We start from the raw sequence: 17,725 nt of genomic DNA on the forward strand, positions 1-17,725 counted from the left end.
ATAATGCCTTCATCACAACCATGCTTTTAGCCAGGTATTACAGGCCCCGCCCGCCATAAAATTCTAAATAATCAAAAGCGCTATTTGAGGAAAAACGCCGCTATCCCTTGAGGGTTAGCGGCGTTTTTTCTACACAAATAGCGTTTCGGCTTTACTTGGACGATTCATCTATTCCGCTGTAATCACCAGACACCCTTTCATCACGCGCACTTTGACGTTCTCGTTTACCTCGAATCCCGCTTGCCGCAACCACAGCCCGCGCAGCCTGATCCAAGGCACAGGCTTGCCGGGGCTGTAGGGTGTGTCCTTTGCGTGGACCGGGTAAAAATCAGCGGCGATTTTCAACCGGCGTTCAGTGATGGGGGTTGATGACGTATGCTTGGTTTTAGCCATGATTAGCTCCTGTTTAGCTGCTTGTGGTTAGCGGGGCCAGGGTGTTCGCGCACCTTGGTTCCGCGTTCTTAGGGTTACTTCAAATTTCTCTTTCTTCGTTGCTTGTTTTGGTCCCTGCCTGTGCGATCAGGGCGTCGAGCATCTGCGCAATTACCTTCTGTTGGACCTTCGAAAGCTCATTAATGGACTGCAGCCGTCGATACCACGTCGAGGTCAAGCTGCGTCTGGGCGTCTCCGTGTACGAGGGAACCCCGAGCAGGTCTTCAACGGGAACGCGAAGCGCAAATGCCATCTTCACCAGTGTCGTGACCGGCATGTTGCGCGTGCCCTCCTCGTAGCCCTGAAAGGTTTGCCTGGAAAGACCTAAAGCCCGTGCAAACCGAGTCTGTGTGATCTCGTGCACCGTGCGTAAGTGAGCAATGCGACTGCCCATCGCCACCAGAAAATCGCGGTCCTCATTGGAAATGCTCATGACAATGGCCGACTGAAAATAAAATCGAATGGCAACGGACTCATCCTCTTCATCTGATATCCATCCTGGACAAAACTACAGAAAACATCCTCAGGCAGCGGCGCGTAGGTTGTCGACCTGAATAATCTGTAAGAGAAATCCGGCGTAATCCGCCATTCATACGAAAAGACTACAGGCGCGACCGACGATAATTTCGCCTGAATCAGGCGCAAAACCGACGCACTGAGATAGCGCTGTAGGAAGCAGGCTCTGCTCACGTAAGAACTAGATCTTTCATCACTTCAAGCACCCGCCCCTCTCTCCCCGAATTGCCCTTCGACCGACAAGCTCCCCTGGCTCGATTCAGCGCCATACAGGGAGTTGGCATGCCTCAATACAAATACCTTCTCGACGATGACTGGTTATTAAATCCGTATAGCGGTGGCAGGGCCTGGTTTACTTTGCTTCCACCGAAAGCGCCGGAGCCGGTGTACATCGAGAAGGACGAGTGGCCTGCGCCCAGGCCACGCGAAGACAGGGTCTTTGCCAAGTCCTGCACGCCGGACAACTGGTGTCGCACGGACGCTGGCACTGCCAAGGAGCCAGCCAGCAACTTCGGCAAGATCATGGTCGCCGGCGCCATGCTCATGCCCTCCGCCAGTACCGCTGTAGCGACGGCGATAGGTGCCGACCTGGCTTTGGTGCGTCTGGCCGGCGGCGGAATTTTGCAACAGCGCCTGAACTGGGCCATCCGTGGCGCCGGCGGGCCGGCCAGCGTGTTCGTGCTGGGAATGCTGCCGAGCAAAATGGCCGACGGCACGCTTCACACCGACGAAGAACTACGCCGCATGAGCCGCGCCACCACGCGCGTGCGCTTCCAGTTTCGTCGTGATGCCGAAGGTGTTCTGCGGGTTTACGGCATCCATTCCGGCGCCTCTGGCGACGACGCCGTACGCACGGTGAACGTCAAGTGGAACGCCGACAAGACCGCCATGGAGGCCAAGCTCAACGGCATCACCATTCTCTGGACGCCCCAACGCGGGCCACTGGGGTCGATGCCTCCGCTGGTTTATCCCGACCACGGTGAGGCACTCGACCCGATCCTCGTCCACCCCATCCCGGACAACACCGATAGCCAGATTGAGGGTCTGCCGGGCGAGGATGTAACAGCCGAGGATTGTATTCTGGTGTTCCCGGCGGACACCGGGCTGAAGTCGTTATATGTGGTTTATTCGAGGCCGGCGAGGCAGACGCCGGGGATCGTTACGGGGGTGGGGGAGGATGTGTCGGGGATATGGCTTGCGGGGGCTGATTCGGACGTGGGGGTTCCGATTCCAACAGACGTTGCCAACTCTCTACGAGGACGAGAATTCAAAAACTTCGACTCATTCAGAGCAACCTTTTGGAAAACTGTTGCAGAGTCAACATCGGGGGGTGAGTTGATTGAACAGAATGTTGGTCGCATGCGTAAGGGTAAGGCGCCACGTGTGCGTAAAGCCGATAGAGTCGGCGGTAGAAAGTCTTATGAAATTCACCATCTCGAAAAAATATCCAAGGGTGGTGGCGTATATGACCTAGATAACCTTCGAGTAAATACTCCTCGGAACCATATCGATATACACCGGCGTGAATAGGCAAATATGAAAGACACCTTATTAAAAGCCAGCATTTCTGAATACACAGAGGCCGAATTCGTCGCGCTACTACAAGAGCTCGCGAAAGAGGATGAAGAAGCTGAAAACGATGATCGTGCTGATTTACTGTTGGCGCACTTCGAGACAATCAGCGAGCATCCAGCAGGATCAGACTTGATCTACTACCCGGAGCCTGGTGCTGATAACTCCCCTGTGGGGGTAATGCAAAGTGTCAGGGACTGGCGAGAAGCACAGGGATTGCCGGGGTTCAAAGGCTCTTGATAAATCGTGTCGTTGAGGGTTCGAGCCATCGAGTTAACTTTGGCTGTCACGATTTATTGCGTCTCAACACATCCAAGATTCGTGCATGAGATAGGCAATGGCAACGGAATTCCTTATTAAAGACGATTTGTCAGATTACACCGAGCAAGAATTCATCAACATCCTTGAGCGCATTATCGGAAATGAGGGGAGCGAAGAAGAAGAAAGCAAGCTCGTTCTTCACTTCAATTTGATTTGTGGACACCCAACAGGATCCGATTTGATTTTTTACCCTGAAGATGGCGCCGATGACTCGGCACAGGGAATCATTGAGTCATTGAAGAAATGGCGTAGTGACCATGGACTGTCGGGCTTCAAACAATGATAAGAAAACGCACCAAGCAAAGCATAGCTGACTACACAGAATCAGAATTCATCTGTTTCGTGAAAAATATAAGAGCAGTCAACAGAAGTGGGTCTGACAAGGAGCTTGGCAGATTGCTGGCGGAATTCAGGGCTTTGACCGGCCACCCCGCTGGAACAGACCTGATCTTCTACCCCGAGCCCGGAGCAGATACAACATCTGCCGGAATAGCTCGTACAGTCATGGCATGGCGCGAAGCGAATCGACTACCTGGGTTCAAGACATGAATCCTGCCGCCCGTTTCATTTGAACTGTGGAACTTCAACTTGAGAACGTTATGACTAACATATCCGACTACACCGAAGCAGAATTCTTGAAATTTGTGCAATCTGTTCTTGCAGCCAACACAAGCCCAGACGAGATTCTCGATCCGCTGTTATTTGAATTTGTACGTCTGTGTGAGCACCCAGCGGGCACTGACCTTATCTATTGGCCCGAGGATATGAAACAACAAACAGCCGAGGGCATTACCAAAATTGTGAAAGACTGGCGTTCTACCCGTGGTCTGCCGGGCTTCAAGCAATAAATTACCCTGCAATACTCTCAAGAAGATCGCACCGCCTGAGCTACCGCTTTCGCGAGTAGGCTCGCTCCCACCACGGCATCGTTTTCGGCCGATCGATTGGCGCTGCCGCTGAGCGGGAGGGCTGTAATCTACCCCCGGTTTGCACCCCGCCCGCCCGCTCGATAAAGTCCCACAAGACTTCTACCCCACGGACGGAGAGCCCACGTGTTTCCAGCCCAGCCCTTGAAACGCTTTCGCCTGCCAGCCCTGACACTGCTTGTCAGCGCCCTCACCCTCACCGCATGCAACGCCCCGCCCTCTTCTTCGTTGCCGCTGGCACCGGAAGCCGCTTCCGGTTACCGCACTGATCTGCAAACCCGTCATGCCAATAAACACATGGCCGCTGCTGCCAATCCGCTCGCGGCCGAAGCCGGGCGGGAGATGTTGCGTCAGGGTGGTTCGGCGATTGATGCGGCGATTGCGATGCAGGCGGTGTTGACGCTGGTTGAGCCGCAGTCTTCCGGAATCGGTGGCGGGGCGATGATTGTGTTGTGGGATGGCAAGCAGGTGCGCACCTATGACGGCCGCGAAACGGCGCCGACCGGGGCCACCGAGAAGCTGTTCCTGAAGGCTGACGGTAAACCGATGGCCTTTACGCAAGCGCAGATCGGCGGGCGCTCGGTCGGTACGCCCGGGGTATTGCGCGCGCTGGAGCTGGCGCATCGGCAGCACGGTCGCTTGCCATGGGCGAAGCTGTTTGAGCCGGCGATCAAATTGGCCGAGCAAGGCTTTGCGATTTCCCCTCGTCTGCATTCACTGCTGACTGCCGATCCACTGATACGCCAGTCGCCAGACATGGCCGCGTACTTCCTGAATGACGATGAAAGCGTCAAAGCTGTCGGCACACGCCTGCAAAACCCGAAATTGGCTGCCGTGTTCAAACGCATCGCCAGCGAAGGTGCCGATGCGCTGTACAAAGGTCCGATCGCCGAAGAGATCGTCGCCAAGGTTCAACAGCACGCCAACCCCGGCAGCCTGTCGCTGAACGATTTGCAGCGTTATCAGGCCAAGGAGCGCGCGCCGCTGTGTACCGATTACAAGCGCTGGCAGGTCTGCGGCATGCCGCCACCATCGTCGGGCGGGATCGCCGTGGCGCAGATTCTCGGCACATTGCAGGCGCTGGAGACTCGCGATCCACGCCTGTCGCTGACTTCACTCAAACCAGTGAACACCAATAAGCCGGCCGGCATCGAACCGGCGCCGCAAGCGGTGCATCTGATCGCCGAGGCTGAACGTCTGGCCTATGCCGATCGTGCGCAATACGTGGCCGACACCGACTTCGTCCCGGTACCGGTCAAAGGTCTGCTCGATCCGGCCTACCTGGCCAGCCGCGCCAGCCTGATCGGCGAGCGCAGCATGGGCAGCGCCAAACCGGGCACACCGCCGGGCGTGCAGGTTGCCTACGCACCGGACCGCTCGCCGTTGCGCATCTCTACCTCGCAAGTGGTGGCGGTGGATGACCTCGGCGGCGCCGTGTCGATGACCACCACCATCGAAGCCGCGTTCGGCGCGCACCTGATGGTTCAGGGTTTTCTGCTGAACAACCAGATGACCGACTTCTCGTTCATCCCCGAAGAAAACGGGCAGAAAGTCGCCAACCGCGTCGAACCGGGTAAACGCCCGCGCTCGTCGATGGCGCCGACGCTGATCTTTGATCGCGACACTGGTGAATTCGTCGCCACGGTCGGTTCACCGGGCGGTTCGCAAATCATCGAATACGTGGCGAAAACCACCATCGGCCTGCTCGACTGGAGACTCGACGCGCAAAGTGCGATCAACCTGCCCAACTTCGGCAGCCGCAACGGCCCGACCGAACTGGAACAGGGACAGTTCAGCCCGGCGCTGATGCAGGCGTTGAAAGACAAAGGCCACACGATCAGCGAAATCGACATGACCAGCGGCACCCAAGCGATCGTGCGGGTGAAGAATGCGCAGGGCAAAGCGACATTGACGGGTGGCGCCGATCCTCGGCGTGAGGGAGAAGCGTTGGGGGATTGAGTATTACGAAGTGGGCAGAAAAGGCTTACCGGGAGGTAGGCCTTTTTTTTCGGCGATTGGCTCTGTTCATATGCCCCTCGTCGCCTTTTCCTACCCCGAAAATCAGCTAGCGCAGATAGAGTTAGTGACCTTTAAGAAGATCATTTTCGGGATCTGCTGGCATTTATGAACGCAAACATATTTGAACCGTACATCCACCAAACGCCAACAGGCTTGCGTCAGTCCCACAGCGGGACTAGGATCACGTCATGAAAATTATTGCTGTCAGTCAGCTCAAAAATTTTTGGAAACGGTATCCCGAATCAGAACAACCGCTGTTGGCGTGGGTTGATGAAGCAAGAAAAGCGAACTGGACAACTCCTTCGCAGATCAAGGCACATTTTGCTTCTGCAAGCATTCTGAAAAGCCGGAGAGTTGTGTTCAACATCAAGGGCAACGACTTTCGCCTGATCGTAGCTGTGGCCTATCGCTACGGCGCGATTTATATAAAATTCGTCGGTACTCACAAGCAGTACGATGCGATCGACGCTGATACCGTCGAAATGGAGTAACCCATGAACATACGTCCTATCCATAACGAAGAAGACTACCGAGCCGCGCTCAAGAATATATCTGCGTTCTTCGACAACGAGCCAGAACCTGGCACCCCTGAAGGTGACTACTTCGACATCATGGTCACCCTCATCGAGGCCTACGAATCCAAAAACTTTCCGCTGGATTTGCCGAATCCGATCGATGCCATCAAATTCCGGATGGAACAATCAGGCCTGTCGGCTGCTGATCTGGCTCCGGCTATCGGTCGAACGAACAGGGTCTATGAGGTATTGAACGGCAAGCGAGCACTGACCTTGCCAATGATCTGGAAGCTTCACGAGTTATTTGGGATTCCTGCGGAAAGCCTGATCAAACCGATGAAACACTGTTGAGGCTGGAGGCTCAGCGATTCGCCACCAAATGCACCCCAAAGAACAAATAGCACCCACCTGCCAATCGATCCAGCCACTGGCGTGACCGCTCGTAGACACCGGCAACCCGGCGGCTGGCGAAGAACAGGGCGACGCTGCAATACCAGCTGAACGACAGCGTGGCCATCGTCAGCACGGCCAGCGCCAGCAGGAGCGGCAGTACGTGGGGCGGCATGGCGGTGGCGAAGATGGTGGCGACAAAGAGTGCCGATTTCGGGTTAGTCATGTTGCCGAGGAAACCGCGAGCGTAGACGCCGGAATAAGTCTGCCGGGGCGCAGCCGGTGTACCGGGGGCAACCGTAGCCTTGCGCTTGAATTGTTTCAGCCCCAGATAAATCAGGTAGCAACCGCCGGCAATCTTGAAGCCCAGATAGAGGGTCGGCGCGGCGCTGAACAGCGTCTTGATTCCCAAGCCACCGGCAAGGCCCCACAGCACCGTGCCAGTGGCCACGCCCAGCGCAGCCACCACGCCATGTCGGCGCGAGTGACTGGCCGCTAGTTGCGCGATGTTGAAGAAATTTGGCCCGGGCGTGACCACCGCCACTGTCCACAACAGCGCCAGCGACAGCAACGGGGCAAGATAACCGGCAACTGAAACGTCCATGAGCGTTGCGCCTGTCAGGTGAAATGAGACGTCTACCTTGCTACATCCGCTGACGGTTTTCCATCAACACCAGTTAAACCGCAAGCGTCTTGCCGTCCACTCCGTCACCAATCTTCAGGAAATGCCCGCCCGCAACGTGATGCAGCGTGCGCAATCCATCCTGCCCTTCGAAATGCCAGCGCCCATCGCTGAACACACGCTCGTCCGCCTGGGCGGCGATGACTTCGGCGAGGAACAGGTCGTATTGCTCGTGATTGCGCGGCTCCGGCAGCAGGCGGCATTCGAGCCAGGCGACACAGCCTTCCAGCAACGGCGCTTCAATCTGTTCGCCTGCGAAGGTGTGCAGGCCATACGCCTGAAATTTGTCCTGGCCCTGGCTGCGGGTGATTTCCAGGCCGGAGGTGTTGCCGACGGTTTGCACGATATCGGCCTGATTGACACAGGGCACGTTCAGCACAAAGGTGCCGGAGGCTTCAAGCAACTGGCGGGTCCAGGTGGATTTGTCGAGGACGACGGCGACTTTCGGTGGTTCGAAATCCAGCGGCATGGCCCAGGCGGCGGCCATGATATTGCGTTGCCCGTCGTGAGCGGCACTGACCAGAACGGTCGGCCCGTGGTTGAGCAGGCGATAGGCTTTGTTCAGGGGTACCGGACGGCGGTGGGAGTCGCTCATGGGATCTGCTCCGGGGGAAAAGGAGCCGATTGTAGCGCCAGCCCCGAAAGATCTGTTGGTGGAAAACTGTAGGAGCTGCGGAACGCTGCGATCTTTTGATCCTGGCCCTGATGCTTGAATTCAAATCAAAAGATCGCAGCCTCGTTTCACTCGTCAGCTCCTACAGGGATCGGCGTGCAGGTCAGTGAGAGAGCTGATTGGCAAACTGCCCCACCGCATCCACCACTTTCTGCGCACCGTCCTGAATCTCGACAATCACCGTGCCCGCCTCCGCCGCCAGCGCCAGGCCTTGTTCAGCCTGGAGCTTGCCGTCGGTCATCAATGCCACGGCGCTGCGGGCCATTTCCTGGTTCTGCCGCACCACGCCGACGATTTCGTCCGTCGCCTGACTGGTGCGCGAGGCCAGTTGCCGGACCTCGTCCGCAACCACGGCAAAACCACGGCCCTGCTCGCCGGCACGGGCGGCTTCGATGGCAGCGTTGAGCGCCAGCAGGTTGGTCTGTTCGGCAATGCCGCTGATGGTTTTGACGATGGTGCCGATCACCAGCGACTGCTCGTTCAGCGCCTCGATTCCTTCGCCGGCGGCTTGCATGTGCCGCGACAGATCACGCATCACGTTCACCGCTTCGGTGACCACCGTGGTGCCGCGTTGCGCAGTGCTGTCGGTTTGTTGCGAAGTGCTGTAAGCGATGCTGGCTGCGTCGGCAACCGCCTGCTCGCGGTTGACCTGATCGGTGATCACCGTGGCGAACTTCACCACTTTGTAAAGTTTGTCGTTGGCATCCACCACCGGGTTGTAGGACGCCTCCAGCCACACCGTACGACCGTGGCTGTCGATACGCTTGAAGCGCCCTGCGACGAATTCACCGCTGTTCAAACGCCGCCAGAAGTTCTGGTACTCAGCGCTGTTGTATTCTTCCGGGGCGCAGAACGTACGGTGATGTTTACCTCTGATCTGCGCCAGGCTGTAACCCATGCCGTTGAGAAAGCGATCATTGGCGCTGAGCACATTGCCACTGAGGTCGAATTCGATCACGGCGGTGGAACGCACCAGTGCGCCAATCAGGTTTTCATGCTCGCGGGAGGCTTCGATGGTGCGGGTCAGGTCGCTGGCGTAGAAGGAGATGTGTCTGATCCGGCCATCGGAGGCGCGCACCGGTTGCACGATCGAACGCAGCCACGCCTCGCTACCATTGCCGCGCAACAGGCGCACGGCGCCGGCGAAATGCTCGCCACGGCTCATGGAGTTTTTGAAGCGCTGGTGGAATTCGTCGGTTTTGACGTGGGCCGGGACGATGTCTTCGATTGCCCGACCGATCAAGTCCTGGCTCTTGTAGAACATTTCATTGAGAAAATTCTGGTTGACCGAACGAATCCGCCCGTCGGGCTCAAGGGTCAGCGCGAGCATTTCGCTTTCCAGGCTTTCCTTCACTTGTACAAGGCTGGAGAGTTCTTCACGGAGAGCGGCCAGCTCTTGCTTCAAGCGATTATTGAACATGGGAAAGCACCGATGGCAGGGTAGTAAGCGGATACAACCTAGCCATCGGCCTGGCGGAGTTTTTCTGAAGCGGGCTCACGACCCGTCAGTCGAAAATAGTCCGGCGCTTGCGGCTCAGGCAGCGCCCGCGACCTGACACGGTCCGGTACGTGGCATGCGCGCAGCGAAATACGCCGCCGTCAAAATCCCCACCGCGCCCATCACCGCACAGAAGATCACGCAGACCCACGGGCTCCACGGCATCAGACCAATCAGCAACAGCGGTGTGATACTTGCCCACGCCGCGTAGGCAATGTTGTAGGTGAAGGAAATGCCCGACACGCGAATCCGCGCCGGGAACAACCCGACCATCACCGAAGGCACCGCACCCACTACCCCACAAGCCAGACCGGCCACGGCATAAGCAATGCCGATCCAGTGCCCGCCCATGATCAAACAGCCATACAAAACGCCAATGCCCAGCGGCAGCAACAGGCTGTAGAGCATGACCGTGCGCCAGGCACCAATACGATCGACCAGCAGACCGGCGATCACGCAGCCGATATTCAGGAAGACGATGCCCAAGGCACTGAGGCCGAAGGTGTGGCTGGCAGTCATGCCGAAGGTTTTCTGCATCATGGTCGGGGTGATGACGACGAACACCACCACCGCCGAGGTGAGTACGCAGGTGAGCAGCATGGCCGGCAGCATGGCCAGACGATGCTCACGCAACACCGTGCGCAACGGCAGCTCGACCCGCGCCTCGCGTTGCGCCTCCATGGCCATGAACACCGGGGTTTCGCTGAGCCAGCGGCGCAGATAAACGCCCACCACACCGAACACGCCACCCAGCAGAAACGGATAGCGCCAGGCGTAATCGAGGATTTCGGCGGGAGTGAACACCTGTGCAAGGAAGGTCGCGGTGAGTGCGCCGATCAAATAACCGAAGGTCAGGCCGGCCTGAAGAAAGCCGAGGGCGTAACCGCGATGCCCGGTCGGCGCGTGCTCGGCGACGAACACCCAGGCACTCGGTACTTCGCCACCCACCGCCGCGCCTTGCAGGATGCGCAGCGCCAGCAACAGCAAGGGCGCGAAATAGCCGATCTGCGCGTAGGTCGGCATGATCCCGATCAACAGGCACGGCAGCGCCATCATCAGGATGCTCAGGCTGAAGACTTTCTTGCGGCCCAAGCGGTCGGCGAAATGCGCCATCAGAATCCCGCCCAGCGGCCGCGCCAGATAACCGGTGACGAAGATGCCGAAGCTTTGCAGCAGACGCAGCCACTCGGGCATTTCCGGGGGGAAGAACAGCTGGCTCAGGGTCAGCGCGAAGAACACGAAAATGATGAAATCGTAGATCTCCAGCGCCCCGCCGAGCGCGGCGAGGCCGAGGGTCTTGTAGTCGGCACGGCTGAACGGCGCCGGTCGGGCTGGAGAATTGGCAGTCATGACAAAGAACTCAGGCATCGGCAAAAACCAAGGCGCCCATGGTCTACGCAAATGCGCGGAACGACAACCCGTCAGACCATAGTCTCGGTTTGCGAAAACCTGCTCAACAAATGGACGGCGCTTGATTTACTGTTAGGGCCTGTCTGCCGGGTCACAATTTACCAACCACCATGAATCCGTGTGGGAGCGAGCTTGCTCGCGAAGAGGCCGGTACATTCAGCATCACTGTTGACTGACCTGACGCCTTCGCGAGCAAGCTCGCTCCCACAAGGCGCGGTGACATTGCTGAAATTGTGGCCCGCCAGGCCAAAATAACCATAAAAAATCCGAGGTACATCCCGTGGCCGTTGATATCGAAGATAGCCGCTCCGCGCGCTTTGCCCTGCGCTGTTCAAATTTTGCCGAACGCTGGTTTCCCGATTCCTGGGTATTCGCCGCGTTGGCCGTGATCATCGTTGCGCTGGCCACTCTGGCCATGGGCGCCAAACCCACCGCTGCAGCGATGGCCTTCGGCGACGGCTTCTGGAGCCTGATCCCGTTCACCATGCAGATGGCCTTCGTGGTGATCGGCGGCTATGTCGTCGCCAGTTCACCCCCTGCGGTCAGACTGATCGACAAACTGGCCCGCATCCCGAAGAACGGCCGCTCCGCCGTGGCTTGGGTGGCATTGATCTCGATGGTCGCATCCTTGCTCAACTGGGGTCTGTCGCTGGTGTTCGGCGGATTACTGGTACGCGCCCTCGCCCGCCGCACCGATCTGAAGATGGATTACCGCGCCGCCGGTGCCGCGGCATACCTGGGTCTCGGCGCGGTATGGGCGCTGGGCCTGTCATCGTCGGCCGCACAGTTGCAGGCCAACCCCGGCAGCCTGCCGCCGTCGATCCTGTCGATCACCGGCGTGATCCCGTTCACCGAAACCATTTTCCTCTGGCAGTCCGGGGTCATGCTGCTGGCGCTGATCGTGATCTCGATCATCATCGCCTACGCCACCGCGCCCGGGCCGAAGTCGGCGCGTGACGCCAAGGCCTGCGGCATCGACCCGGCCTTCAACCTGCCACCGCTGCAACCGCGCACTCGCCCCGGCGAATGGCTGGAACACAGCCCGTTGCTGATCATTGTGCTGGTGCTTCTGGCGGCGGGATGGCTGTTTCACGAGTTTTCGACCAAACCGGCAATTACCGCGATTTCCGGCCTGAACACCTACAATTTCCTGTTCATCATGCTCGGCGCGCTGCTGCACTGGCGCCCGCGCAGCTTCCTCGATGCGGTGGCCCGTGCGGTGCCGACCACCACCGGCGTATTGATCCAGTTCCCCCTGTACGGCTCGATCGCTGCGCTGATGACCACGGTCAAGGGCGCCGATGCGCAAACCCTTGCGCATCATATTTCGACCTTCTTCGTCAGCATCGCCTCGCACGACACTTATGCACTGCTGATGGGCGTGTACTCGGCGATTCTCGGATTCTTCATCCCGTCCGGCGGCGGCAAGTGGATCATCGAAGCGCCCTACGTGATGCAAGTCGCCAACGACCTGCAATACCACCTCGGCTGGGCGGTGCAGATCTACAACGCGGCGGAAGCGTTGCCGAACCTGATCAACCCGTTTTACATGCTGCCACTGCTGGGCGTGCTCGGGTTGAAAGCGCGGGACCTGATCGGCTTCTCGTTCGTGCAACTGCTGGTGCACACGCCGCTGGTGTTGCTGTTGCTGTGGGCGCTGGGGACGACATTGGCGTATACGCCGCCGGTGATGCCGTAGGGTGATATGAAAGCGCCTGCTCAAGGGCAGGTGCTTTCAAAACGTAGATTTGATCGCTGTGTTAGAAGGGTCGCGCCTGATCAAGCACCTGCTGACGAAATTTCACTGGCAGGTCGCCGGGGGTCAGCACCTCGACCGCAACACCCAGCAGGTCTTCAAGCTCAACCTGAAGTCCGCCCAGATCAAAAAGCGTCGTGCCGGGCAGCGGGTCAACCAGCAGATCGAGATCGCTACCGTCCAGATCCGTCCCCAGCAATGCTGAACCAAATACACGCGGGTTGGCCACACGAAAGCGCCCGATCACTTCGCGGACGGCGGACCTTTGCATGTCGAGAGCAGTAGAAGGCTTCATGACTCACCCTTGGAAAATTCGATGTCGCTGCAGTCTAGCAGTGCGGACGCGCACCAGGCAGCGTGCTTGTTGGCACAGCCGTAACAATATGTGCGCTGCTTGGGTAATACCGCATTCAGGCAAGAATCCACACTCAACCGCTTTTCTGTCAAACACCACTGATCCACTATGAAGCGTCCCCAAATCGAGGGGAACCCACGCTGAAAAGGATCTGAGCATGCTCAAACTAGCAGGACTTACCCTCACCGCGCTCACGCTAAGCGCCGCCGCCCACGCCGATGTCGACGTGAAACTGGGCAGCACCGAGCGCGTCACGCGGCTCTTCGCCTACCCCAACAATTGCAGCGTGATCTGCTTCCGTCACTGGACGCTGGAGCAGACCGTCGCTCACTACCTGAGCCAGAGCGTGCAGCGCGATGGTTACGCCGATGGCAAGGTGCTGGTGAAAACCGACAACGATCAAGTCTACGCCGAGATCACCGGAGTGCCCGACGGCTACGACAAGCCGCTGTCGGCGTTACTCGACGCCGGCGACCTGGCTTATACCGGCGCCAGCCAGCTGAATGCCGATGGCAAATGGGCCTATAGCTGGTATCTGTTCCTGCCGCTGGGCATGGCCCTGGAAAATCGTAAAAGCGTCGAGCTGCTGCATTTCCCGCCGGATTACTCGCTGACGCAGGCGCAGGATTACCTGCGCTCGAATACCACCGATCGCTGGGCAACCTTGCTGACCGATAACGGCATCCCCGCCGAACAGACGCCGGCTTACCAGACCATCATCGACATCGCCCCGATCGCCGCGCCGTCCAATGCCGGCGGTGATCTGGAGGACGTCTATGACTACTTCAAGGATTACCAGACCACACTGGTCAAGCAGTTCAGCCAGACCGCCAGCGGTACGACGCTGCCGATGGTTGCGTTTGGTGCGCCGGTACGCAATTGGATCAAGGAGCAATATGGGCCGACGGTTGGCGTATTGGGGCTGGCGAGCATCAGTCCGAGCGAAGGGGTGAATGTGCCGGTGCTCGGCTCGAATCATCCGAGTTACATCTGGTACGCCGCCGATCCGAAGAGCTATACCGGCGACGATGCCCAGGCCAAAGCAGACGCGGCGGGCCTGAAAGTCATGGGCCAGGATTTGAGCGCCGCCTGCTGGCAGGCCGGGATGGGCAGCAAACCGGGCAGCGATGCGCAGGCCACGCTGAACAGTTGCACGCAAACATGGCAGGTGACGCAAAAAGTCAGAACCTGTGAGTTGTTCTACACCTCGATCCGCGATCTCAGCGCGGAACAAGCGGCTGCCAAGTGCGCCACGCCACCGGTCAAGACACAACTGCAGCAGCTGAAAACGCCACTGCCTGCGGCCGCCGTGCCCGCACCTGCTCTGTAATCGTTGCCGCAGCAACCCCGTGTCAGCCAATGCTGACGCGGGATAACGGCGATCGCGCCTGTCAGGTTTGACAGTAGACCTGATGTTGCAATTGCGCGACGCTTGGATCCAATCATGCGTCGCCAGACGACGCATGGGCACAATCCGGAGGCAATACCTACCAACAAGGATCGTTATGAACAATCAAGCCATGGGCGGCCATCCCCCACGCGACACCGAAGGCATCTACCCTTTTGCCAGACTCCCCGTGCGGCTGGGCTTTCCATCCTGCGACGACTTTCAGATCATCCACAACGAACACGGCATGGCCACGGCGGTGCTCGCGCGCCGGGAGTTTCTGCGAATCAGCCGAATGTGCCGGGTTTCCGGGCAGCTACTGCCCTATCGCGGTCGACAGACACGACAGTTGCAAACCGGCATCCACATTTACGACCCGCGCTTTTGCGGAGTGCTGGAACACGCCTGCGATCCGAACGTGTTTCTCGATATGAGCGAATTATGGCTGTGGGCGCTGAAAGATATCCACAGCGGCGAACGCCTGAGCATCGATTATGCCTCGACCGAAGACAGACTGCTGCGCCAGTTCGCCTGCGATTGCGGCTCGCCCCGCTGCCGTGGATGGATCACCGGTTACGATGAGCCACCCACGCTGGAAGGTCAGCTGTTCTTGCAGCGCTGGCGCCACCCGGGGCTGCGCTGAGAGCGCTTGTTACGGCGCGCCGACCGGGCGCAAACGATACTGCGGCGGCAACTGTTCGAAACCACTGATGGTGGTGTTCAGACTTTTCCAGCGGCCGTCCTTGATGCCATAGATGCAGCCGTGGATCGACAAGGGCTGCCCGCGGTGCCAGGCGTTCTGGATGATGCTGGTGTGCGCGACGTTGGCCACTTGCTGGATCACGTTGAGTTCGCACATCCGGTCGACCTGCTCTTCTTCGGTCGCCAACTTGGCCAGTTCTTCGCGCTTCTCGTAATACAGATCGCGGATCGAACGCAGCCAGCCATCGATCAGGCCGAACTGGCGATCCTGCATCGACGCGCGCACACCGCCGCAGCCGTAGTGGCCGGTGACGAGGATGTGTTTGACCTTGAGCACATCTACGGCGTACTGGATCACGGACAGGCAGTTGAGGTCAGTGTGCAGCACGACGTTGGCGACGTTGCGGTGCACGAACAGATCACCCGGGAGCATGCCGACGATTTCGTTGGCCGGCACGCGTGCGTCGGAGCAGCCGATCCACAGGTATTCCGGGGTCTGCTGGCGCGCCAGTTTGGCGAAGAAATCCGGGTCTTCCTTGGTGATCGCGTCAGCCCAACGCTCGTTGTTATCAATCAGGTCTTGTAGATCGTGCATGGATAAGGCCTCAAGAAAGATGCGCAGGTTTGATAGACGACCACCCGTCGAAGTCACGCCACCAGCGCAAAGTGTTTCCGTTGGAATTCTCGCGCGCCCGGTGAGTCCACTCAGTAAGGCCCACAGTATGAGGAATTGCCATGACTGATTCACGACGCCCTTATGATGCGGTGCAACCGGAACCCATCGATGATAACGAAGACCGCATGGGCTCGGTGCACGAGCTGGATTTCGACGAAGACGAGCCCAGCGCAAAGATCGGTGATGAGCTGCCCGAGCGTGAACGTGAGCAACTGATGCCCGAGGAACGCGTGCGTGAGGCGGGTCTCACCGGGGCTTCGGTAGATGATCACCAGCCGACCGACGATGACCTCAGCCCGGAGACGTTGATTCGTGAGGATGGTGCACGCGATGCCGATGAACCTGGCGAGGGCAATCCGGCGGATTGGGATTTGAGCGAGGTCGGTGAAAATGACATCGGCGGCGGTGACGGACTGGATGAGGCGGAATTGGCGGATCTGGATCCGCTGAATGGCAAGCGGTGATCAGCGGCTCCTGATAAATCGCTATCGCGAGCAGGCTCACTCCTACAGGGGAACGCATTCCAATTGTAGGAGTGAGCCTGCTCGCGATGTTTTTTAACGCCTAATCCACTAGTGTACAGGCCATAACCACCGCATCCTCACGCCCACCCACCGCCGGATAATAATCGCGACGCCGGCCAATCTCGTTGAAGCCATAACGTTCGTATAGCTTGAATGCCGCGGTATTGCTGTCGCGCACTTCAAGAAAACACTCGCGAGCCTCGGCCGCATACGCTCGCGACATCAAATGCTCAAGCAACGTCAGCCCCAAGCCACGGCCCTGATTTTCCGGCTTCACGGTGATATTGAGCAGGTGCGCCTCATCAAGAATGATCTGCACCACGCCGTGGCCCACCTGCTGCTGCCCTTCGAACATCAGCCAGATCTGGTATTTGCCCAGGCCATCGAGAAAGATGCCCCGGGTCCACGGATGGCTGTACGCGGCGTATTCGATCTTCAACACAGCGTCCAGGTCCGCCTCGGTCATCGGGCGAAAGGTTACAGCCTCACTCATCGGATTGTTTCCAGCGCGCCATCAGCCGACGCATGGCTTGCCACACAGCGGCCTTGCGCTGTGGCTCTTCCATTAACAGTTCCAGACCGGGAATCGCCCAGGCCAGGCCCAGACCTTCGATCTGCAATTCAGTATTGAATGCTTCGGCGTCCGCCTCCCCGGCAAACTTCACCGCCGGCAAGCCGATCAGCCATAAACAGGCACAGGGCGCCGCTTCCATCTGCACCGAGAGGAAACCCTGCACGAAGTCGCGCGCCGCGTCCGGCCCCTGATCCAGCGTGCCGCGATTGAGCCACGGCCAGCGCACCGGTTCGCCGACGATCTGCGGTGCATCCGGCAGACCAGCGGCGCGCAGCATGTCCTTGAGCAGCAGATAGGCCGGATCGCGACTCTGGAACGCTTCGCCTGTGGGTAACTCGACCAGCAGCAGACAGCGCCCGGCGCGCAGCAGTTGCAGGGCAAACCGCGGAGGCGGCACGGGCGCCGGCTTGATCACCACCGGCTTCTCGTCGACTTCTTCCACCGGTTTCGCGCCGTTGCGGGTGCTGGCCAGCGACGGGCGCGGCACCTCGATTTTCGGCCGCTCGGCCGGACGCGCGGCAGGTTGCGCCGGTGCTTCGGCCTGAGGCGCCGGCACAACCGGCACCTCGACTTCAGGCTCGGGCATCTCCAGCAGCTCGGGCCGCGACGGTGCGGCAAATGGCAGTTCGGTGCGCGGCAACCAGTTGACCACCTGCATGGCGTTCAAATAGGCGCGGCGGCGGGACTCGATAAGCAAAGGTCGGCCACTTGTGGATACGGAAAGTGCGCTGATTCTACCGCCCTTCGCACAAGATCGCCCGCTGTTGATCGATAGACTGGGTCTAAAGAAAGCGACA

General features: G+C 58.8%; 22 protein-coding genes and 1 pseudogene. 12 read left to right on the plus strand and 11 right to left on the minus strand.

Going from position 1 to position 17,725, the window contains the following annotated elements; translation table 11 throughout:
- Positions 1–168: 168 nt before the first annotated feature.
- A complete protein-coding gene (locus J2Y90_RS01250; protein ID WP_253495881.1) occupies positions 169–393 on the minus strand; it encodes a SymE family type I addiction module toxin in 225 nt (74 codons plus the stop codon).
- 79 nt (positions 394–472) lie between these two features.
- Positions 473–865: a helix-turn-helix domain-containing protein gene (locus J2Y90_RS01255; protein WP_253495883.1), complete on the minus strand. Its 393-nt coding sequence runs from the start codon at positions 863–865 to the stop codon at positions 473–475.
- A gap of 365 nt (positions 866–1,230) precedes the next feature.
- On the opposite strand from J2Y90_RS01255, the gene J2Y90_RS01260 reads away from it, so the two are divergent.
- The 8 genes from J2Y90_RS01260 (at position 1,231) to J2Y90_RS01295 (ending at position 6,652) form a co-directional block, all read left to right on the plus strand.
- A complete protein-coding gene (locus J2Y90_RS01260) occupies positions 1,231–2,478 on the plus strand; it encodes an S-type pyocin domain-containing protein (protein WP_253495885.1) in 1,248 nt (415 codons plus the stop codon).
- 6 nt (positions 2,479–2,484) lie between these two features.
- Positions 2,485–2,760 carry a bacteriocin immunity protein gene (locus J2Y90_RS01265; RefSeq protein ID WP_076564112.1) on the plus strand — a complete coding sequence of 92 codons (276 nt, stop codon included), beginning with the start codon at positions 2,485–2,487 and terminating at the stop codon, positions 2,758–2,760.
- Between the two features lie 97 nt (positions 2,761–2,857).
- Positions 2,858–3,124 (plus strand): bacteriocin immunity protein, encoded by a 267-nt coding sequence (locus J2Y90_RS01270; RefSeq protein WP_076564113.1) that lies wholly within the window; start codon positions 2,858–2,860, stop codon positions 3,122–3,124.
- A complete protein-coding gene (locus tag J2Y90_RS01275; protein ID WP_076564114.1) occupies positions 3,121–3,390 on the plus strand; it encodes a bacteriocin immunity protein in 270 nt (89 codons plus the stop codon). Before J2Y90_RS01270 ends, J2Y90_RS01275 begins: the two co-directional genes overlap by 4 nt.
- A 50-nt stretch (positions 3,391–3,440) precedes the next feature.
- Entirely contained in the window at positions 3,441–3,689 is a 249-nt protein-coding gene (locus tag J2Y90_RS01280; RefSeq protein WP_130910068.1) for a bacteriocin immunity protein, read from the plus strand.
- 204 nt (positions 3,690–3,893) lie between these two features.
- Complete coding sequence (ggt, locus tag J2Y90_RS01285; RefSeq protein WP_253495887.1) at positions 3,894–5,726, plus strand: gamma-glutamyltransferase; 1,833 nt, start codon at positions 3,894–3,896, stop codon at positions 5,724–5,726.
- 248 nt (positions 5,727–5,974) lie between these two features.
- Positions 5,975–6,277, plus strand: a complete 303-nt coding sequence (locus J2Y90_RS01290; protein WP_253495889.1) for a type II toxin-antitoxin system HigB family toxin — start codon at positions 5,975–5,977, stop codon at positions 6,275–6,277.
- Positions 6,278–6,280: 3 nt separating this feature from the next.
- Positions 6,281–6,652 carry a helix-turn-helix domain-containing protein gene (locus J2Y90_RS01295; protein WP_253495891.1) on the plus strand — a complete coding sequence of 124 codons (372 nt, stop codon included), beginning with the start codon at positions 6,281–6,283 and terminating at the stop codon, positions 6,650–6,652.
- A 10-nt stretch (positions 6,653–6,662) separates the two neighbouring features.
- Here J2Y90_RS01295 and J2Y90_RS01300 read toward each other — a convergent pair whose 3' ends face one another.
- The 5 genes and pseudogenes from J2Y90_RS01300 to J2Y90_RS01315 form a co-directional block, all read right to left on the minus strand.
- On the minus strand, positions 6,663–7,295 hold the full coding sequence (locus tag J2Y90_RS01300; RefSeq protein WP_253495893.1) for a LysE family translocator: 633 nt from the start codon (positions 7,293–7,295) through the stop codon (positions 6,663–6,665).
- Positions 7,296–7,368: 73 nt separating this feature from the next.
- Positions 7,369–7,968, minus strand: a complete 600-nt coding sequence (locus tag J2Y90_RS01305; protein WP_253495895.1) for a flavin reductase family protein — start codon at positions 7,966–7,968, stop codon at positions 7,369–7,371.
- A gap of 181 nt (positions 7,969–8,149) precedes the next feature.
- Positions 8,150–8,710 (minus strand): methyl-accepting chemotaxis protein, encoded by a 561-nt coding sequence (locus J2Y90_RS26690; RefSeq protein WP_371919905.1) that lies wholly within the window; start codon positions 8,708–8,710, stop codon positions 8,150–8,152.
- Positions 8,690–9,466 (minus strand): annotated as a pseudogene (locus J2Y90_RS26695) (PAS domain-containing protein); the annotation flags it as partial. The gene J2Y90_RS26690 and the pseudogene J2Y90_RS26695, both read right to left, overlap by 21 nt.
- A 114-nt stretch (positions 9,467–9,580) precedes the next feature.
- Positions 9,581–10,894: an MFS transporter gene (locus tag J2Y90_RS01315; RefSeq protein WP_253495898.1), complete on the minus strand. Its 1,314-nt coding sequence runs from the start codon at positions 10,892–10,894 to the stop codon at positions 9,581–9,583.
- A gap of 340 nt (positions 10,895–11,234) precedes the next feature.
- Here J2Y90_RS01315 and J2Y90_RS01320 point away from each other — a divergent pair, with 340 nt between their 5' ends.
- Positions 11,235–12,653, plus strand: a complete 1,419-nt coding sequence (locus J2Y90_RS01320) for a short-chain fatty acid transporter (RefSeq protein ID WP_253495900.1) — start codon at positions 11,235–11,237, stop codon at positions 12,651–12,653.
- Positions 12,654–12,714: 61 nt separating this feature from the next.
- On the opposite strand, the gene J2Y90_RS01325 is transcribed toward J2Y90_RS01320, so the two are convergent.
- A complete protein-coding gene (locus tag J2Y90_RS01325) occupies positions 12,715–13,005 on the minus strand; it encodes a nucleotidyltransferase family protein (RefSeq protein ID WP_253495902.1) in 291 nt (96 codons plus the stop codon).
- A 217-nt stretch (positions 13,006–13,222) separates the two neighbouring features.
- On the opposite strand from J2Y90_RS01325, the gene J2Y90_RS01330 reads away from it, so the two are divergent.
- Positions 13,223–14,395: a hypothetical protein gene (locus J2Y90_RS01330; protein WP_253495904.1), complete on the plus strand. Its 1,173-nt coding sequence runs from the start codon at positions 13,223–13,225 to the stop codon at positions 14,393–14,395.
- A 175-nt stretch (positions 14,396–14,570) separates the two neighbouring features.
- On the plus strand, positions 14,571–15,095 hold the full coding sequence (locus J2Y90_RS01335) for a lysine methyltransferase (protein ID WP_253495906.1): 525 nt from the start codon (positions 14,571–14,573) through the stop codon (positions 15,093–15,095).
- Positions 15,096–15,104: 9 nt separating this feature from the next.
- Here the strand turns inward: J2Y90_RS01335 and can are convergent, their stop codons facing one another.
- Positions 15,105–15,749: a carbonate dehydratase gene (gene can / locus J2Y90_RS01340; protein ID WP_039761245.1), complete on the minus strand. Its 645-nt coding sequence runs from the start codon at positions 15,747–15,749 to the stop codon at positions 15,105–15,107.
- 140 nt (positions 15,750–15,889) lie between these two features.
- On the opposite strand from can, the gene J2Y90_RS01345 reads away from it, so the two are divergent.
- Positions 15,890–16,294, plus strand: coding sequence for a serine kinase/phosphatase (locus J2Y90_RS01345; protein WP_253495908.1), 405 nt, complete (start codon positions 15,890–15,892; stop codon positions 16,292–16,294).
- A 100-nt stretch (positions 16,295–16,394) separates the two neighbouring features.
- Here the strand turns inward: J2Y90_RS01345 and rimI are convergent, their stop codons facing one another.
- Positions 16,395–16,847, minus strand: coding sequence for a ribosomal protein S18-alanine N-acetyltransferase (rimI, locus tag J2Y90_RS01350; RefSeq protein WP_039761243.1), 453 nt, complete (start codon positions 16,845–16,847; stop codon positions 16,395–16,397).
- On the minus strand, positions 16,840–17,586 hold the full coding sequence (locus J2Y90_RS01355) for an energy transducer TonB (RefSeq protein WP_253505016.1): 747 nt from the start codon (positions 17,584–17,586) through the stop codon (positions 16,840–16,842). Before J2Y90_RS01355 ends, rimI begins: the two co-directional genes overlap by 8 nt.
- Between the last annotated feature and the right edge of the window lie 139 nt (positions 17,587–17,725).

This window comes from Pseudomonas koreensis (assembly GCF_024169245.1).
In the GTDB taxonomy this organism is placed as follows: domain Bacteria; phylum Pseudomonadota; class Gammaproteobacteria; order Pseudomonadales; family Pseudomonadaceae; genus Aquipseudomonas; species Aquipseudomonas koreensis_F.

Excerpts from the sequence above, each read along its gene's own strand:
- J2Y90_RS01290 (WP_253495889.1), top strand. The coding sequence starts at position 5,975 with ATGAAAATTATTGCTGTCAGTCAGCTCAAAAATTTTTGGAAACGGTAT.
- J2Y90_RS01280 (WP_130910068.1), top strand. The coding sequence starts at position 3,441 with ATGACTAACATATCCGACTACACCGAAGCAGAATTCTTGAAATTTGTG.
- J2Y90_RS01300 (WP_253495893.1), bottom strand. The coding sequence starts at position 7,295 with ATGGACGTTTCAGTTGCCGGTTATCTTGCCCCGTTGCTGTCGCTGGCG.
- J2Y90_RS01325 (WP_253495902.1), bottom strand. The coding sequence starts at position 13,005 with ATGAAGCCTTCTACTGCTCTCGACATGCAAAGGTCCGCCGTCCGCGAA.
- J2Y90_RS01270 (WP_076564113.1), top strand. The coding sequence starts at position 2,858 with ATGGCAACGGAATTCCTTATTAAAGACGATTTGTCAGATTACACCGAG.
- J2Y90_RS01345 (WP_253495908.1), top strand. The coding sequence starts at position 15,890 with ATGACTGATTCACGACGCCCTTATGATGCGGTGCAACCGGAACCCATC.
- J2Y90_RS01305 (WP_253495895.1), bottom strand. The coding sequence starts at position 7,968 with ATGAGCGACTCCCACCGCCGTCCGGTACCCCTGAACAAAGCCTATCGC.
- J2Y90_RS01260 (WP_253495885.1), top strand. The coding sequence starts at position 1,231 with ATGCCTCAATACAAATACCTTCTCGACGATGACTGGTTATTAAATCCG.
- J2Y90_RS01330 (WP_253495904.1), top strand. The coding sequence starts at position 13,223 with ATGCTCAAACTAGCAGGACTTACCCTCACCGCGCTCACGCTAAGCGCC.
- J2Y90_RS01335 (WP_253495906.1), top strand. The coding sequence starts at position 14,571 with ATGAACAATCAAGCCATGGGCGGCCATCCCCCACGCGACACCGAAGGC.
- can (WP_039761245.1), bottom strand. The coding sequence starts at position 15,749 with ATGCACGATCTACAAGACCTGATTGATAACAACGAGCGTTGGGCTGAC.
- J2Y90_RS01315 (WP_253495898.1), bottom strand. The coding sequence starts at position 10,894 with ATGACTGCCAATTCTCCAGCCCGACCGGCGCCGTTCAGCCGTGCCGAC.
- J2Y90_RS01255 (WP_253495883.1), bottom strand. The coding sequence starts at position 865 with ATGAGCATTTCCAATGAGGACCGCGATTTTCTGGTGGCGATGGGCAGT.
- J2Y90_RS01275 (WP_076564114.1), top strand. The coding sequence starts at position 3,121 with ATGATAAGAAAACGCACCAAGCAAAGCATAGCTGACTACACAGAATCA.
- J2Y90_RS01250 (WP_253495881.1), bottom strand. The coding sequence starts at position 393 with ATGGCTAAAACCAAGCATACGTCATCAACCCCCATCACTGAACGCCGG.
- J2Y90_RS01265 (WP_076564112.1), top strand. The coding sequence starts at position 2,485 with ATGAAAGACACCTTATTAAAAGCCAGCATTTCTGAATACACAGAGGCC.
- J2Y90_RS01295 (WP_253495891.1), top strand. The coding sequence starts at position 6,281 with ATGAACATACGTCCTATCCATAACGAAGAAGACTACCGAGCCGCGCTC.
- rimI (WP_039761243.1), bottom strand. The coding sequence starts at position 16,847 with ATGAGTGAGGCTGTAACCTTTCGCCCGATGACCGAGGCGGACCTGGAC.
- J2Y90_RS01355 (WP_253505016.1), bottom strand. The coding sequence starts at position 17,586 with ATGCAGGTGGTCAACTGGTTGCCGCGCACCGAACTGCCATTTGCCGCA.